Below are 16,572 nucleotides of genomic sequence, written 5' to 3'. Positions count from 1 at the left end.
TTGTTATGCGTGGTGAAAATGTGTCGTTGACAGATCCCGCCCAAGTCATCGCTGACGGGGCGCGCAGGTCATTACCGGGATTGAATGCAGGGCGACACCGCCCAAGGCGGTCTGGTTGAAGCGAGAAGGGCGAGCAGGCGCTGGGGCCTGTAGCTGCATGGACAGCATGGTGAATACTCCGCTTTTATTCTTCTTATTCAGGACGAAAATGCTTCGTGGCATTTTTCATTCGCGATCGGGCGCCGCGACGGTCAGTCGAAACTATCCGTAAAGGGACTCTAACGGCCCAACCTTTCGCTAACCTTTCAAAAGCTTTCAGCGTGTTTTTTGGCTTCACACTGGCGGATGCGGCTGTAAACTCCGCGCCAAAGAATGGCGTCGGCCATCCCTGAATCGAGGAATAACCCATGCGTGTTCTGCTCGTCGAAGACCATCTGCAGCTCGCCGAAAGCGTTGCCCAAGCGCTCAAGAGTGCCGGTTTGACCGTGGACGTGCTGCACGACGGCGTCGCGGCCGACCTGGCCTTGAGCAGCGAGGAATACGCCGTGGCGGTCCTGGATGTCGGGCTGCCGCGCATGGACGGCTTCGAGGTGTTGGCGCGTCTGCGGGCCCGTGGCAAGACCTTGCCGGTACTGATGCTGACCGCTCGCAGCGACGTCAAGGACCGCGTCCATGGCCTGAACCTCGGCGCCGACGATTACCTGGCCAAGCCATTCGAGCTCACTGAGCTGGAGGCCCGCGTCAAGGCCCTGCTGCGCCGCAGCGTACTGGGCGGCGAGCGCCAGCAGCGCTGTGGCGGGCTGGTCTATGACCTGGACACCCGCCGGTTTACCCTCGACGATGAACTGTTGACGCTGACCTCCCGTGAGCAAGCCGTGCTGGAGGCGTTGATCGCCCGGCCGGGGCGGGTGATGAGCAAGGAGCAACTGGCGGCCCAGGTGTTCGGCCTGGACGAAGAGGCCAGCCCCGACGCCATCGAAATCTACGTTCATCGCCTACGCAAGAAACTCGATGGTCATGCGGTGGCGATCGTGACGTTCCGCGGCCTGGGCTACCTGCTGGAAAATCGCAATGCATAAGCCCGACAGCCTGCGCTGGCGGCTGCTTCGCAACCTCGCGCTGCTGCTGGTGGTATTGATGCTCGCCAGCGGCTTGAGCGCCTATTGGAACGGTCGCGAGGCTGCCGACACCGCCTACGATCGGACCCTGCTGGCTTCGGCCCGGACCATCGCTGCGGGCCTTTCGGCGCGTGACGGCAGCCTCAGTGCGGATGTGCCCTACGTGGCCCTGGATACTTTCGCCTACGACAGCGCCGGACGCATTTATTACCAGGTCAATGACATCGACAAGAAGCTGATTTCCGGCTATGAAAACCTCCCCGGTCCGCCACCCGGCACGCCGCGCACGGACGATTACCCAGCCCTGGCGCGCTTTTACAACGCTCGCTATCAGGGCCAGAACGTGCGGGTGGTGAGCCTGCTCAAGGCCGTGAGCGAGCCGAACATGAACGGCATGGCGGAAATTCGTGTAGCGGAGACTGAAGAGGCGCGGGTCAGCATGGCCCGCGGGCTGATGGCCGACACGCTGTTGCGCCTGGGCATGCTGGCCGTGGGCGCGCTGCTGTTGGTGTGGTTTGCAGTCAGCGCGGCATTGCGCCCGTTGGAACGCTTGCGCACGGCGGTGGAAGAGCGCCAGTCGGATGACCTGCGGCCATTGCCCCTGGTGGAAGTGCAGCATGAACTCTGGCCGTTGGTGCGCGCCCTCAACCATTTCACCGAGCGTCTGCGCGGGCAATTCGAACGCCAGGCGCAATTCATTGCCGATGCCGCCCATGAATTGCGCACGCCCCTGGCTGCACTCAAGGCCCGCCTTGAGCTGGGCTTGCGAGCCAGCGAACCGGCGACCTGGCGTGAAACCCTGGAAACTGCGGCCCAAGGTACTGACCGGTTAACCCACCTGGCTAACCAATTGCTGTCCTTGGCGCGTGTGGAAAACGGCGCCCGGGCCATTGCCGAGGGCGGCGCGCAACTGCTTGATCTCAGCCAGTTGGCTCGTGAGTTGGGCATGGCCATGGCCCCGCTGGCCCATGCCCGAGGGGTGGCGCTGGCCCTGGAAGCCGACGAGCCTGTGTGGTTGCGGGGCGAGCCGACCTTGTTGAACGAGTTGTTGAGCAACCTGGTGGACAACGCCCTGGCCCATACCCCGTCGGGCGGCAATGTAATCTTGCGGGTTTCTGCGCCGGCCGTGCTGGAGGTCGAGGACGATGGCCCCGGCATTCCGCTGCACGAGCGGGATCGGGTGTTCGAGCGCTTCTATCGACGCAACCAGCAAGTGGCCGGCTCCGGCCTGGGGTTGGCGATCGTGGGTGAAATCTGCCGTGCCCACTTGGCGCAGATTACCTTGCATGATGGGCTTGAGCGGGGGTTGAAGGTGCGGGTGAGTTTTATCCCAGGTTCAGATTGAGCCAAGGCCGAACACTGTTGTGGCGAGGGGATTTATCCCCGTCGGGCGCGCAGCGCCCCAGGATTTGCTATCACTGCGGTGTGTCTGTTCGGTCGATGGGGGCCGCTTCGCAGCCCAACGGGGATAAATCCCCTCACCACAGGTCAGCATCTGGCCCAGATTTCCTGCTTGTCAGGCTGGGCTTAATAAAACATCGACCGCGCTTCTTCGATATCCACGCAGCGGGCCTTGTTGTCCGGGTCGATCCCCAGTTTCTTGAAAGCCGGGACTGAAAACACATCAATTCGGCTGAGCGGGTGATCGGTGTCCTTGTAGCAATACAGCGCAGCGACCTGCACCAGGTCGACATAATCGATTTGCTTGGAATCCCGGGTGAAATCCAGATACAGCCCCGGCAGCTTCACCAACCGCTCCGGAAACTCCCAGACGCTAAGTAGTTTGTCCCCCAGCACCGGGTGAATCGTTTCGATGACGTGGTTGAGGCTGACCGGGTCCGACAGCAATTCATTGTTGTCTTGCGCATACGTCAGGATCGGCAACACGCCGATCTGGTGCACCAGCCCACCCAACGCGGCCTGGTCGGGCTTGAGTTGGGTGTAACCGCGACACAGCGCATAGCTGACGCCGGCGATCTCCAGGCTCTTGCGCCAGACCTCGCGCATCTTCAGTTCCACCACCTCGGAGCGGGCGTGGAAAATTTGCTCCATGACCAGGCCGATGGCCAGGTTGCTGCTGTAGTTGACGCCCAATCGAGTGATGGCCGTGTGCAGGTCGGTGACTTCCTGGGTGGCGCGCAGCAGTGGGCTGTTGACCACCTTTATCAGGCGTGCCGAGAGGGCCGTATCGCGGCCGATCACTTTGCTCAGGTTGCTGACGCTGATTTCCGGGTCTTCGGCGGCCCGGCGAATCTGCAGGGCCACTTCCGGTAATGTCGGCAGAACCAAGTCATCGTTATCGATGGCTTGCACCAAATCCCGTTGGACCTTATCCGCCAAATCGCTCATTTCGGTTCTCTAGGGTATTGCGGCAAATGCTGCGATCAGCGCTGGATTTCGCGGTCGCGATCCAGTTCGTAAGGCAGGTCCAACAGTTGAAGGCGTGGGCCTTCCAAGGCACCGAGGTGCAGATTGTCATCTTCTGCTGCTTCGGCCTGCAATACTGCCAGCAGTTCAATATTTCCTTCGCCGCGGGCGGCAATCACCACTTCGCCGATGGAACTGCCATGCGTGGGGGAGAACAGCGCTGTGCCGGGCTCCGGTAGTTCGCTGGCGTCCAGTTGCAGGCGATACAGGCGTCGCTTGAGCTTGCCCAGGTATTGCATGCGGGCGACGATTTCCTGGCCGGTGTAGCAGCCTTTCTTGAAACTCACGCCGCCGACGGCTTGCAGGTTGAGCATCTGTGGGATGAACAGTTCGCGGGTGGCCGGCATGACCTGGCCGATTCCTGCGCGGATCTGGCCCAGCAGCCAGGGGTTCAGGTCCGCTTCGGCCAGTTCTGCGCCCAGGCGGGTTCGCAGCGTCTGTGCCTGTTCGGCAGGGGCCCACAATTCGGCGCGACCGGGAGATACGCGGATGGCGATCAAGGCTTCATGGCGAGCCACGCTGTCGGTGTCGCTCGGCAGTTCGAGGCCCAGGTCGGTCAGCGCCTTGTCGGCGTTTTCCAGGCCGAAGCGAACCCAGGCCGCGCTTTCATCGGTGAGCTTGGACTTGGAGAACACGGCATATTTTTTCAAGTCGGCCAGTTGCGGTTCGAGCAACTCGGTGGCCATGGCCATCAATACACCGTCACCTTCAAGCAGAATGCGGAAACTCGATTGCATCCGGCCTTTCTGGGTGCAGCGGGCGCCGAGGCTGGCTCGTCTGTCGCTCAAGTAGTCGAGGTTGCAGGTCAATTGGCCTTGCAGGAATTTGCTGGCATCCACGCCGCGGACCGCGAGGACGCCTTCGTGGGACAGGGTGCAGAAAAAAGCGGAATCAGCCATGGGTCATCGCAGGATAAAAGGTCTGGTAGACATCATAAGGGGGCGCCCTTGAAATGGGTAGTTCACAAAGGATCGGTGGTGCCCGACCAAAGCTGTCTGTTCCACTGCGGCGGGGCCTGTATACTTGCGCTCTATTTGAGGAGCGCTCCATGGTCGAAGATGTTGAACTGAATCGCCTCTACTGGCACAGCCGCCGCGGCATGCTTGAGCTGGACGTGTTGCTGGTGCCATTCGTCAAAGAGGTCTATCCCCATCTCAATGAAGTGGACCGCGCGTGCTATGTCCGCCTGCTCGAATGCGAGGATCAGGACATGTTCGGCTGGTTCATGGAGCGCAGTGAATCCGAAGACCCTGAGTTGCAGCGCATGGTCCGGATGATTCTGGACCGTGTCCAGCCCAAGTAATCGCTTCGAATGCCGCTGGCAGGCCTCCGGGCAACTGCTGGCGGCTTATCTGCTGGCCCAGGTGTTCGCCCTGGGTTCGTTGTGCCTGTTGTCCGTCCCATCCTCGTTCGCAGCGCTTGGCATTGTATTGTGCCTGGCCCATGGTGCCTGGGTGATCCCCCGATATGTCGTGCTGACCCATCGCCGGGCTTTCTGCGGGTTGCGTCGTAATGCCGCTGGCTGGCAACTCTGGAGCCGGGCCGATGGGTGGCGGGCTGTGCAACTGCGCCCCGATAGCCTGGCGCTGCCGATGATCGTCGTGCTGCGTTTTCGCGTGCAGGGTGAACGGCGGGTCCGGTCGGTGTGTGTGCCGCGCGACGCGCTGGCGCCGGATGTTCATCGGCGCCTGCGGGTGCAGCTCAGGTTCAGTCGGCGTAGGTGGGCGGCACCAGGATAGTGTCCAGTGCCTCGGGCAGCAGGTTCGGGTAGTCGAGGGTGTAATGCAGCCCCCGGCTTTCCTTGCGTTCCATGGCCGAGCGAATCATCAGTTCGGCCACCTGGGCCAGGTTGCGCAGTTCGATCAGGTCGCGACTGACTTTATAGTTGCTGTAGAACTCGTCGATTTCATCCAGCAGCAAGCGCACCCGATGTTGTGCTCGTTGCAGGCGCTTGTTGGTGCGCACGATGCCCACGTAGTCCCACATGAATCGCCGTAGTTCGTCCCAGTTGTGCGCGATGATCACGTCTTCATCCGAATCGGTGACCTGGCTGGCGTCCCACGAGGGCAGGGCGGCTGGAACGGCAATCTGCGGCAATTGCGCCAGGATGTCTGCCGCCGCCGAGCGGGCGTAGACGAAGCATTCCAGCAGCGAGTTGCTGGCCATGCGGTTGGCGCCGTGCAGGCCGGTGAAGCTGGTTTCGCCAATGGCATACAGGCCAGGCACGTCGGTGCGGCCCTGTTGGTCGACCATCACGCCACCGCAGGTGTAATGCGCTGCCGGCACCACCGGAATCGGCTGCTTGGTGATGTCGATGGAGAACTCCAGGCAGCGTTCGTACACCGTCGGGAAGTGGCTCTTGATGAACGCTTCGGGCTTGTGGCTGATGTCCAGGTAAACGCAATCGATACCCAGGCGCTTCATTTCGTGGTCGATGGCCCGGGCGACGATGTCGCGCGGCGCCAGTTCGGCGCGCGGATCGAAGCGTTGCATGAAGCGTTCGCCGTTGGGCAGTTTCAGGTGGGCCCCTTCGCCACGCAGGGCTTCGGTGATCAGGAAACTCTTGGCCAGCGGGTGATAGAGGCAGGTGGGGTGAAACTGGTTGAACTCCAGGTTCGCCACCCGGCAACCCGAACGCCAGGCCATGGCAATGCCATCGCCGCAGGCGCCGTCGGGGTTGCTGGTATAAAGGTAGACTTTCGCTGCGCCGCCGGACGCCAGGATGACGAAGCGCGCACCGTAGGTATCGACTTCACCGGTGCCGCGATTGAGCACGTAGGCACCGAGGCAGCGATCGCCGTCCAGGCCCAGGCGTTTTTCGGTGATCAGGTCGACCGCGACGCGCTGCTCCAGCAACTCGATGTTCGGCCGCAGTCGCGCCTGGGCGAGCAGGGTCTTGAAGATCGCTGCACCGGTGGCGTCAGCCGCATGGATGATGCGTCGATGGCTGTGACCGCCTTCGCGCGTCAAGTGGAACTCGAAACCGCCGTCTTCGGTGCCCGATTGTTCGTCACGGGTAAACGGTACGCCTTGGTCGATCAGCCACTGGATGGCTTCCCTGCTGTGTTCCACGGTGAAACGCACCGCCTGTGGATTGCAAAGGCCACCACCGGCGTTGAGGGTGTCGTCGACATGGGACTCAATGGTGTCGGTATCGTCCAGTACGGCTGCGACGCCGCCCTGGGCCCAGAAGGTCGAACCGTTGGCCAGGTCGCCCTTGCTCAGTACTGCAATGCGCAAATGCGCAGGCAAAGTCAGCGCAAGGCTCAATCCGGCGGCTCCGCTGCCGATTACCAGAACATCGTGTTGAAACTGTTGGCTCATTCGAATGGTTTCCGCTCAAGGCGACCCGGGTCGGGGTTGGCGCAAGACACCGCTTCAACGGGTCAGGCAGCCACGCAGCCCACTAGTATATAGAGGGGGGGATCGGCACAATAGCCGGGCATTCATGGCAATGTGAAACCAGCGTGACGGAAAAGCGACACGCTTCGTCGGATTGCCGGTTTGGGTACAACGTCGATAAGGCCGCCGTTTCGAGGATAGAACGCTGTTTATCTCGTCACGGTTGCCTGATATTCAGTGTACAGCGCTATAGATAGCGGGAACTTTTGCCAAGCGCCTACGTTCAATAGACGGTTGTCTGCAAAAGGGAGCAGCGTCGGGTTGGTGCAAGATTTCGATTGGAGTCTCTGCCGTCAGGCCCGGTGACAGATTATTCGCGCAGCCGGGGAATCTCCTGCTGCGTTTTTCGTGCGTGCCGAGATCAGAGCGCGCCGGAAACTTGCTTGGAAGGGGGAGAACTTTTGCGAAAAGCCCGAGTCTATGTTTGCAAGCCCGGTCAATTAGTAATGCAAGCCTCCTTCGAGCTTATCGAGGAGTGTTCATGCTAACCCAGGAAGAGGATCAGCAGCTGGTCGAGCGCGTCCAACGCGGCGACAAGCGAGCTTTCGATCTGCTAGTGCTTAAATACCAGCACAAAATTCTCGGGTTGATCGTGCGTTTCGTGCACGACACCCATGAAGCGCAGGATGTCGCTCAGGAAGCCTTCATCAAGGCCTACCGCGCACTTGGTAATTTTCGCGGGGACAGCGCGTTTTATACGTGGCTTTACCGCATCGCCATCAACACGGCGAAAAACTATCTGGTTTCACGCGGCCGCCGGCCGCCGGATAGCGATGTAAGTTCTGAGGATGCCGAGTTCTATGATGGCGATCATGGCCTCAAGGATCTCGAGTCACCAGAACGTGCGTTGCTGCGGGATGAGATCGAAGGCACCGTCCATCGAACCATCCAGCAATTGCCCGAAGATTTGCGTACGGCTTTAACTTTACGCGAGTTCGACGGTCTGAGTTACGAAGACATTGCGAGCGTCATGCAATGTCCTGTAGGCACCGTGCGCTCCCGGATCTTCCGCGCCCGGGAGGCCATTGATAAAGCCCTGCAACCTTTGTTGCAGGAAAACTAGAGACAGCGGCGACAGCCAAGAGAGGAACGCCATGAGTCGTGAAGCCCTGCAGGAATCGCTGTCCGCAGTGATGGATAACGAAGCGGACGAACTGGAATTGCGTCGGGTATTGAATGCCTTCGACGATGTTGAAACCCGTGAGACCTGGGCTCGTTACCAGATCGCCCGGGCCGTGATGCACAAGGATTTGTTGCTTCCACGCCTGGACATCGCTGCGGCCGTTTCCGCTGCATTGGCTGACGAAGCCGTACCGGCTAAAGCCTCTCGCGGACCATGGCGCAGCCTGGGTCGCCTGGCAGTAGCCGCTTCGGTCACCGTGGCCGTACTGGCCGGTGTGCGCCTGTACAACCAGGATGAGATTGCCGGCGTGCAGATGGCGCAGCAATCCAACCAGCCTGGCCTGGCCGCTCCACAGGTCAAGGGCCCAGCGGTACTGGCCGGTTACAGCGAAGGCTCGGAAACCGCAGGCCCAATGGTCAATGGTGTTCTGCAAGGCCAACCTGGCTGGCATGATCAGCGTCTGCCCAACTACCTGCGTCAGCATGCTCAGCAAGCTGCCCTGAAAGGTACTGAAAGCGCACTGCCTTACGCCCGTGCAGCCAGCATGGAAAATCGTTAATAAGGAAAACCATTGCGCGCCATACCTCTATTCACGCTTCTGCTTGGTGGCTGGTGTGCGATTCCAGCCCATGCCGATGAGGCTCAGGATTGGTTGAATCGCCTGAGTCAAGCCGAGCAGCAGCAGAGCTTCCAGGGCACTTTCGTTTACGAGCGCAACGGTAGTTTTTCTACCCATAACATCTGGCATCGCGTCCAGGATGGCAAAGTCCGCGAGCGGTTACTCCAGCTCGACGGCTCGGCACAGGAAGTCCTGCGCATTGATGGGCATACTCAATGCGTCAGTGGCTCCTTGATCGCGGGGCTGGGCAATACGCCTGACGGCACCTCACGTGCGCTCGATCCGCAAAAACTCAAGAATTGGTATGACCTGGCCGTCATTGGCAAGTCGCGCGTGGCCGGGCGTCAAGCGGTCATTGTGGCGATGACGCCAAAGGACCAGCATCGCTATGGTTTCGAGCTGCACCTGGATAAAGAGACCGGCTTGCCGCTCAAGTCCCTGTTGCTCAATGACAAGGGCCAGTTGCTCGAACGTTTCCAGTTCACCCGCTTGAATGTCGCCGCGCCGACAGACGGTGATCTGCAAGCCAGCGCCGAATGCAAGGCTGTCACGCAGGATTCCGCCAAGGTCGTCGCAGTGAAAGCCGCCTGGCACTCGGACTGGCTTCCGCCTGGGTTCGAGCTGTCCAGCAGTGCCGTGCGCAAGGACCCGGACACTCAGGTCCAGGTCAACAGCTTGATGTACGACGATGGCCTGGCGCGCTTCTCGGTGTTCCTGGAGCCGTTGAACGGTGCCAACGCCACTGATACCCGTACTCAGCTCGGCCCGACGGCTGCCGTCTCCCGCAGGCTCACGACGCCCCAGGGTGAGATGATGGTCACGGTGGTCGGTGAGATTCCTATCGGTACGGCGGAACGGATTGCGCTTTCCATGCGTTCCGACGTCACGGCAACTCAATAGCCTGCTGGCTGGATGGGTGGTTCGATTGTGCGAGAGGCTGATGATGCCAGGGCTTGATCGAAATGCCGAAACTTCCTGTCAGTATTTTCATTTGCAAAAACCCAGCTTTTTTTCTATAGGTCAGAGCCGCTCGGCCCTGGCCTTGTCTGTTTCCGGAACAAAAATACCGGCGTATCTTTTCCTGGTATTCCTTGCTCCATATCGCTTAACCATGCTCGTCGTAACGGGAGCCGTATGTCGATACCACGCTTGAAAACCTATCTCTCTATCCTTGCCACCGTGCTTGTGCTCGGCCAGGCCGTTCCTGCCGTGGCGGTCGAGTTGCCCGACTTTACGCAATTGGTCGAGCAGGCGTCGCCCGCCGTAGTGAACATCAGCACGACCCAGAAGCTGCCGGATCGCCGCGTGTCGGACCAGCAAATGCCAGACCTGGAAGGTTTGCCGCCGATGCTGCGTGAGTTCTTCGAACGCGGCATGCCGCAACAACCCCGTTCGCCTGGCGGTGGTCGCCAGCGCGAAGCGCAATCCCTGGGGTCGGGTTTCATTATTTCGTCTGATGGCTACATCCTGACCAACAACCATGTGATCGCCGATGCCGACGAAATCCTGGTACGCCTGGCCGATCGCAGTGAGCTCAAGGCCAAGCTGATCGGCACCGACCCGCGTTCCGACGTGGCGCTGTTGAAAATCGAAGGCAAGGATCTGCCCGTGCTCAAGCTGGGCAAATCCCAGGACCTGAAAGCCGGCCAATGGGTCGTGGCCATTGGTTCGCCGTTCGGCTTCGACCACACCGTGACCCAGGGTATTGTCAGCGCCATCGGTCGCAGCCTGCCGAACGAAAACTACGTGCCGTTCATCCAGACCGACGTACCGATCAACCCAGGTAACTCCGGTGGCCCGCTGTTCAACCTCGCGGGTGAAGTCGTCGGCATCAACTCCCAGATCTATACCCGTTCGGGTGGTTTCATGGGCGTGTCCTTCGCGATTCCGATCGACGTTGCCATGGACGTGTCCAATCAACTGAAAAGCGAAGGCAAGGTGAGCCGCGGCTGGTTGGGCGTGGTCATTCAGGAAGTGAACAAGGATCTGGCCGAGTCGTTCGGGCTGGAAAAACCGGCCGGTGCGCTGGTGGCGCAGATCCAGGAAGGTGGCCCGGCTGCCAAGGGCGGCCTGCAAGTGGGTGACGTGATCCTGAGCATGAATGGTCAGCCGATCGTCATGTCCGCCGACCTGCCGCACTTGGTAGGTGCCCTCAAGGCCGGTGCCAAGGCCAATCTGGAAGTGATTCGTGAAGGCAAGCGCAAGAACGTCGAATTGACCGTCGGCGCCATTCCTGAAGAAGGCAAGGAGTTGGATTCGCTGCCCAAGTCTGGCGTCGAGCGCAGCAGCAACCGTCTGGGCGTGGCTGTGGCCGAGCTGACCGAAGAGCAGAAGCGCACCCTGGAGCTTCAGGGCGGTGTGGTGATCAAGGAGGTGCAGGATGGTCCTGCCGCCCTGATCGGTCTTCAGCCGGGCGATATCATTACGCACCTGAACAACCAGGCCATCGGTTCCGCCAAGGAGTTCACCGACATCGCCAAGGCGTTGCCGAAGAATCGTTCGGTCTCGATGCGGGTCCTGCGCCAGGGGCGTGCGAGCTTCATCACCTTCAAGCTGGCCGAATGACCGGTTAGCGGCTCAAAAAAACCGCCTCGATAGAGGCGGTTTTTTATTGTCTGGCAAATGCTCAGCCCATCATGTCCTTGACCATGCGTTCCTGCTCCATGAGTTCCCGCTGCCGGGCGTCGATGCGTGACGACAGGGGGAAATTGGTGCCGGCGCGCCGTTTGGCGAAGTCCAACTGCTGAATGGCCTGACGGTAGTCGCCCACCAGTGCGAAGTACTCGGCACGAGCCTGATGCAGGCCGATGATATTGCCCGACAGCCCGCGGGTCTCGGCCACCATGTACCAGACATCCGGATCGTCCGGACGGGTCTTGAGCAAGTTTTCCAGGGCCTTCTCGGCGTCGGCGGGGCGGTTCTGCTTGAGCAGCAGGTCGACGCGCACCTGGTTGAGCGGATAGTTGCCCGGGTATTGGCCCAGCATCCGGTCGACGCGGGATTGAGCGTCGGCCAGTTTGTTGCTGGTGATGTCCAGGTCCACCTGGGCGAGGTTGTAGATGATCTCGTTGGGCGATTTGGCCAGCAACGGCTTGAGGTTCTCCCGTGCTTCATTCAACTGGCCACCCTTGATCTGCGCGATCGCCAGGCCATAGCGCGCCACGTCGTTCTTCGGGTTCTCATCCAGCTGCGCCCGGAAGCGCTTGGCGCCCAGGCCCGGGGTTTCTTCATAGATCAACTGGACCCGTGCGCGAATCAGTTGATAGCGCACACTGTCCTCGATACCGCCCGGCTTGGCCTGTTCGGCGCGGTTGCGGGTGTCGGCGATCCGGGATTCGGTCACCGGGTGAGTCAGCAGGAATTCCGGGGGCCTGGCGTCGAACCGGTACTGGCGCATCAGGCGCTCGAACATGGTCGGCATGGACCGCGGGTCGTAGCCGGCCTTTTCAAGGTTCTGGATACCGATGCGGTCGGCTTCCTGTTCGTTCTGGCGCGAGAAACGCCGTTGTTCCTGGATGGCCGCGGCCTGGGTCCCGGCGATGGCCGCGATCCCGGCGTCACCGCCACCGGCGGCGGCAATCACGATGCCGGCCAGCAGTGCGGCCATCATTGGCACTTGCATGCGCTGCTGGGCTTCGACGCCGCGGGCGAAGTGGCGTTGTGACAAGTGCGCCAGTTCGTGGGCCATGACCGAGGCGTATTCGCCTTCGGTCTGCGCATTGAGGAACAGGCCGCCGTTGACCCCGACGATTCCTCCAGGTGCGGCGAAGGCGTTGAGCTGCGGGCTGTTGATCAGGATGAACTCCAGGCGTCGGTCGTTGACCTGGCTGGTTTCCACCAGTTTATAGACGCTGGATTCGACGTAGTCCTTGAGCTGTGGATCGTTGAGCTGTGAAACCTGGCTACGCAGCAGGGCCAGCCAGGCGCGGCCCAGTTGGTGCTCCTGTTCTGGCGAGACGATGGCAGAACTGGCATCGCCAAGTGACGGCAGGTCGTCGGCGAAGCCCGGTGAGGCAAGCAGGCAAGCGAGCGTCAGCAGGGTGGGGCGCAGAAATGTCATGCACGAAGCCTTAGTCGACAAAGACCTTACTGTAGCCGGACACCGGGCCCGGGACCAGATATTCTAGGCCGCTCAACGATCTGCCGCGGAGTGAACCCATGACCGATGCTGTAGCCCACGATGCCGAACTGGACGCCAGCGGCCTGAACTGTCCGTTGCCGTTGCTCAAGGCCAAGCTGGAACTCAATCGCCTGGCCAGCGGCAGTGTGCTCAAGGTGATCGCCACGGATGCGGGCTCGCAACGTGATTTTCGCACCTTCGCCCGATTGGCCGGTCATACGCTGCTGCGTGAAGAAGACGATAACGGCGTCTACCGTTACTGGCTGAAAAAGGCCTGAAAACCCACAGCGTCTCTTAAGGATTTTTAATGTTCAAAGTGTTACGCGACTGGATCCAGCGCTACTTCTCCGATGAAGAAGCTGTGGTCCTGGCGGTGCTGCTGTTCCTGGCCTTTGCCGCCGTGCTCACCCTGGGCGGCATGCTCGCGCCGGTGCTGGCGGGGATGGTGCTGGCGTACCTGATGCAAGGTTTGGTCACGACTTTGGAGCGCTTGCGGTTGCCGGGTGCGGTGGCGGTGGGCTTGGTGTTCGCCCTGTTCATGGGCTTGTTGTTGGTGTTCATAATCGTGATCGTGCCGCTGCTCTGGCACCAGTTGGTGACGCTCTTCAACGAGTTGCCGGGGATGCTTGCCAAATGGCAGTCCGTGCTGTTGCTGTTGCCCGAGCGTTATCCGCATCTGGTGTCCGACGAGCAGGTGTTGCAAGCCATTGAAGTCGTGCGCGGCCAGATCGGCAAGTTCGGCCAATGGGCGCTGACGTTTTCGCTGTCCAGCCTGCCGCTTCTGGTCAACATCATGATCTACCTGGTGCTGGTGCCGATCCTGGTGTTCTTCTTCCTCAAGGACCGGGAAATGATCGGTCGTTGGGTCCGAGGCTACCTGCCGCGTGAGCGGGCGCTGATTACCCGAGTGGCTCAGGAGATGAATCGGCAGATCGCCAATTACATTCGCGGAAAAGTCATCGAGATTTTCATCTGCGGCGGCGTGACCTATATCGGTTTCGTGACCATGGGGCTCAATTACGCCGCCCTGCTGGCGCTGCTGGTGGGCATTTCAGTGGTGGTGCCTTACGTTGGCACCGTAGTGGTGACCGTGCCGGTGGCCTTGATTGCGCTGTTCCAGTGGGGCTGGAGCGATCAGTTCATCTACCTGATGGCGGTCTACGGGATTATCCAGACGCTGGACGGCAACGTGCTGGTCCCGCTGCTGTTCTCCGAGGCGGTGAACCTGCACCCGGTGGCGATCATCTGTGCGGTGCTGTTGTTTGGCGGGCTGTGGGGGTTCTGGGGTGTGTTCTTCGCGATCCCCCTGGCGACCCTGTTCAAGGCGGTGCTGGATGCGTGGCCGAGCAAGGAGCCGGTTGTCGCGCCGTTGTTGTAGCTGATCCATCGGTTGGGGCTGATGGCCTCATCGCGAGCAAGCTCGCTCCCACAGGGTTCTATTGAACATCACAGATCCCATGTGGGAGCGAGCTTGCTCGCGATGGCGCCAGTACAGGCAGCGAGAATTTCAGCCCTTGTCGAGGGCCTGAGCCGCCGCCAACACCGCATCCACATGCCCCGGCACCTTCACGCCACGCCATTCCTGGCGCAGCACGCCGTTCTTGTCGATCAGGAAGGTGCTGCGATCAACGCCCAGGTATTCCTTGCCATAGAGTTTTTTCAGCTTGATCACGTCGAACAACTGGCAGACGGCCTCGTCCTTGTCGCTGATCAGCTCGAACGGGAACTCCTGCTTGCACTTGAAATTCTCGTGGGACTTGAGGCTGTCCCGGGAGACGCCGAACACTTCGGTGTTGGCGGCCTGGAACTGCGCATACTGGTCCCGAAAACCCTGGCCTTCGGTGGTGCAGCCCGGGGTGCTGTCCTTTGGGTAGAAGTAGATCACCACCTGTTTGCCCTTGAGGGCGGCGAGGCTGATGGTCTGCCCGCTGGTGGCGGGTGCCTGGAAATCGGTAACCGGCTGGTCGACTGCAACGGCCATGAACGCTTCCTTACATTGGGTTTTGTGGGCGCCACGGTTCGATCAGCGCGTCCAGGTTCATCGCATCGGCGAAATCCAGGAACTGATCGCGCAGCCAACTGATCTGGGTGCCGGCCGGCAGGGTCACGGTGAACGTGGCATTGAGCATGGTGCCGCCGGTCTGCGGGGCCTGGTAGGTGTCGCAGGTCAGGTTTTCCAGCTCGACGTGATGGTCCATGAAAAACTGGCACAGCTCGTTGATGATGTCCGGACGGTAGGCCGAGCTCACATAGGCCACGTAGGGCAGGGCTTGGGGACGGTTCTCCAGCGCGGCGCTACGCACCACGTTGACGGTGAAGGCATGCTTCTTGGCCAGCACCGGCAGGCTGCCTTCCAGGCGAGCCAGGGCGTCCCAGCTGCCGGAGATCTCGAGCACGAGCGCACTGCATTCGCCGTGACGGGTCAGGCGTGAGGTCACGACGGCGCAGCGATTTTCATGGCTGGCGCGGCACAGGACGTTAGTCAGCTCCATGGGGTTGGCGCCAAGGGCACTGATAACAAGGAATTGTTCGCGGACTGTGGGGGTGGACATGCAGCATTCCTAAAGCGATGAGCGGTCGGTACTTTTGCCGCTCGATACAGCGCCAGGCCCGGAAAAACGAACGGCTCAAGCCTTGTGCCCGGGGTTGCGCTGCATTCCACGACAGCTGGAACGCACCGGGACAAACCCGGGATCGGGGCTTGCGGCGACGAAAACGGAGGCTGGAAACCGGCATATGAGCTTGTCGGTACCGATCAAAGCCTGAAGGGTAGCGAAAACCATCGCCAAGGGGAATGGTAGTTCGCTTGTACAAGCATCTTGGCGCCAGTACCATTACCGCTCTCTTTTTCCGGCAGGAGCGGTTTCATGATTGCGGGCAGTATGGTGGCACTGGTCACACCCATGGATGCACAAGGGCATCTTGACTGGGCCAGCCTCAGCAAACTCGTGGACTTCCACCTTGAGAACGGCACCCATGCCATTGTCGCTGTCGGTACCACCGGCGAGTCGGCAACCCTCGACGTCAATGAGCACATCGAAGTCATCCGTGCCGTGGTCAAGCAGGTCAACGGTCGCATCCCCGTCATCGCCGGCACCGGCGCCAACTCGACCCGCGAGGCCGTCGAGCTGACCCGCAACGCCAAGGAAGCCGGTGCCGACGCTTGCCTGCTGGTCGTTCCGTACTACAACAAGCCGACCCAGGAAGGCTTGTACCAGCACTTCAAGCACATTGCCGAAGCCGTCGATATCCCGCAGATCCTCTATAACGTTCCCGGCCGCACCTCCTGCGACATGCAGGCCGAGACCGTGATCCGCCTGTCCACCGTGCCGAACATCATCGGCATCAAGGAAGCCACCGGCGACATGAAGCGCGCCAAGGCCATCCTCGATGGCGTGAGCAAGGACTTCATCGTGCTGTCCGGTGATGATCCGACAGCGGTCGAGCTGATCCTGCTGGGCGGCAAGGGCAACATCTCCGTCACCGCCAACGTTGCTCCGCGCGAAATGGCCGACCTGTGCGAGGCCGCGCTCAAGGGCGACGCCGAGACTGCGCGGGCAATCAACGCAAAACTGATGCCGTTGCACAAGGACCTGTTCATCGAGGCCAACCCGATTCCGGTGAAGTGGGCCTTGGTTGAAATGGGCCTGATGCACGAAGGCATCCGCCTGCCACTGACCTGGCTGAGCACCCCCTGTCACGAACCGCTGCGGCAGGCCATGCGCCGGTCCGGCGTCCTGGTTTAATTGAGGAAGTACAACGC

At 60.8% G+C, this 16,572-nt stretch carries 17 protein-coding genes; 11 read left to right on the top strand and 6 right to left on the bottom strand.

Annotated features, from left to right (window positions below):
• Positions 1-407 precede the first annotated feature (407 nt).
• Positions 408-1,079: a response regulator gene (locus BLU76_RS25375; protein ID WP_063322537.1), complete on the top strand. Its 672-nt coding sequence runs from the start codon at positions 408-410 to the stop codon at positions 1,077-1,079.
• Positions 1,072-2,463 (top strand): sensor histidine kinase, encoded by a 1,392-nt coding sequence (locus BLU76_RS25370; protein ID WP_092148620.1) that lies wholly within the window; start codon positions 1,072-1,074, stop codon positions 2,461-2,463. The genes BLU76_RS25375 and BLU76_RS25370 overlap by 8 nt, the downstream gene beginning before the upstream one ends.
• Positions 2,464-2,645: 182 nt before the next feature.
• Here the strand turns inward: BLU76_RS25370 and BLU76_RS25365 are convergent, their stop codons facing one another.
• Positions 2,646-3,467: an HDOD domain-containing protein gene (locus BLU76_RS25365; RefSeq protein ID WP_092148617.1), complete on the bottom strand. Its 822-nt coding sequence runs from the start codon at positions 3,465-3,467 to the stop codon at positions 2,646-2,648.
• 35 nt (positions 3,468-3,502) lie between these two features.
• Positions 3,503-4,444 carry a CAF17-like 4Fe-4S cluster assembly/insertion protein YgfZ gene (locus BLU76_RS25360; RefSeq protein WP_092148614.1) on the bottom strand — a complete coding sequence of 314 codons (942 nt, stop codon included), beginning with the start codon at positions 4,442-4,444 and terminating at the stop codon, positions 3,503-3,505.
• Positions 4,445-4,593: 149 nt separating this feature from the next.
• On the opposite strand from BLU76_RS25360, the gene BLU76_RS25355 reads away from it, so the two are divergent.
• Positions 4,594-4,848, top strand: coding sequence for an FAD assembly factor SdhE (locus tag BLU76_RS25355; RefSeq protein ID WP_003184348.1), 255 nt, complete (start codon positions 4,594-4,596; stop codon positions 4,846-4,848).
• Positions 4,832-5,284, top strand: coding sequence for a protein YgfX (locus BLU76_RS25350; RefSeq protein WP_092148611.1), 453 nt, complete (start codon positions 4,832-4,834; stop codon positions 5,282-5,284). The genes BLU76_RS25355 and BLU76_RS25350 overlap by 17 nt, the downstream gene beginning before the upstream one ends.
• Here BLU76_RS25350 and nadB read toward each other — a convergent pair.
• Positions 5,253-6,869: an L-aspartate oxidase gene (gene nadB, locus BLU76_RS25345; protein ID WP_063322532.1), complete on the bottom strand. Its 1,617-nt coding sequence runs from the start codon at positions 6,867-6,869 to the stop codon at positions 5,253-5,255. The genes BLU76_RS25350 and nadB overlap by 32 nt on opposite strands.
• A 559-nt stretch (positions 6,870-7,428) precedes the next feature.
• On the opposite strand from nadB, the gene rpoE reads away from it, so the two are divergent.
• The 4 genes from rpoE (at position 7,429) to BLU76_RS25325 (ending at position 11,254) form a co-directional block, all read left to right on the top strand.
• The gene (rpoE, locus tag BLU76_RS25340; protein ID WP_003172477.1) at positions 7,429-8,010 is read left to right on the top strand and encodes an RNA polymerase sigma factor RpoE/AlgU; all 582 of its coding nucleotides are present in this window, start codon (positions 7,429-7,431) and stop codon (positions 8,008-8,010) included.
• Between the two features lie 31 nt (positions 8,011-8,041).
• Positions 8,042-8,629: a sigma-E factor negative regulatory protein gene (locus BLU76_RS25335; protein ID WP_039010798.1), complete on the top strand. Its 588-nt coding sequence runs from the start codon at positions 8,042-8,044 to the stop codon at positions 8,627-8,629.
• A 12-nt stretch (positions 8,630-8,641) separates the two neighbouring features.
• Positions 8,642-9,589: a MucB/RseB C-terminal domain-containing protein gene (locus tag BLU76_RS25330; protein ID WP_092148609.1), complete on the top strand. Its 948-nt coding sequence runs from the start codon at positions 8,642-8,644 to the stop codon at positions 9,587-9,589.
• 234 nt (positions 9,590-9,823) lie between these two features.
• Entirely contained in the window at positions 9,824-11,254 is a 1,431-nt protein-coding gene (locus BLU76_RS25325) for a DegQ family serine endoprotease (protein ID WP_063322530.1), read from the top strand.
• A 61-nt stretch (positions 11,255-11,315) separates the two neighbouring features.
• Here the strand turns inward: BLU76_RS25325 and BLU76_RS25320 are convergent, their stop codons facing one another.
• Positions 11,316-12,749 carry a M48 family metalloprotease gene (locus BLU76_RS25320; protein WP_063322529.1) on the bottom strand — a complete coding sequence of 478 codons (1,434 nt, stop codon included), beginning with the start codon at positions 12,747-12,749 and terminating at the stop codon, positions 11,316-11,318.
• Positions 12,750-12,847: 98 nt separating this feature from the next.
• Here BLU76_RS25320 and BLU76_RS25315 point away from each other — a divergent pair, with 98 nt between their 5' ends.
• On the top strand, positions 12,848-13,087 hold the full coding sequence (locus tag BLU76_RS25315) for a sulfurtransferase TusA family protein (RefSeq protein WP_014337032.1): 240 nt from the start codon (positions 12,848-12,850) through the stop codon (positions 13,085-13,087).
• 29 nt (positions 13,088-13,116) lie between these two features.
• On the top strand, positions 13,117-14,187 hold the full coding sequence (locus tag BLU76_RS25310; protein WP_063322528.1) for an AI-2E family transporter: 1,071 nt from the start codon (positions 13,117-13,119) through the stop codon (positions 14,185-14,187).
• 129 nt (positions 14,188-14,316) lie between these two features.
• Here BLU76_RS25310 and BLU76_RS25305 read toward each other — a convergent pair whose 3' ends face one another.
• Together BLU76_RS25305 and BLU76_RS25300 are read right to left on the bottom strand one after the other, a co-directional pair.
• Positions 14,317-14,790: a peroxiredoxin gene (locus BLU76_RS25305; protein ID WP_092224896.1), complete on the bottom strand. Its 474-nt coding sequence runs from the start codon at positions 14,788-14,790 to the stop codon at positions 14,317-14,319.
• 10 nt (positions 14,791-14,800) lie between these two features.
• On the bottom strand, positions 14,801-15,361 hold the full coding sequence (locus BLU76_RS25300; RefSeq protein WP_003184325.1) for a glycine cleavage system transcriptional repressor: 561 nt from the start codon (positions 15,359-15,361) through the stop codon (positions 14,801-14,803).
• 315 nt (positions 15,362-15,676) lie between these two features.
• Here BLU76_RS25300 and dapA point away from each other — a divergent pair, with 315 nt between their 5' ends.
• Positions 15,677-16,555: a 4-hydroxy-tetrahydrodipicolinate synthase gene (gene dapA, locus BLU76_RS25295; RefSeq protein ID WP_092148603.1), complete on the top strand. Its 879-nt coding sequence runs from the start codon at positions 15,677-15,679 to the stop codon at positions 16,553-16,555.
• The last annotated feature ends 17 nt before the right edge of the window (positions 16,556-16,572 follow it).

This window comes from Pseudomonas sp. NFACC08-1 (assembly GCF_900106735.1).
Taxonomy (GTDB): Bacteria; Pseudomonadota; Gammaproteobacteria; order Pseudomonadales; family Pseudomonadaceae; genus Aquipseudomonas; species Aquipseudomonas fluorescens_Q.
This window is presented reverse-complemented; position numbering and strand designations above follow the sequence as displayed.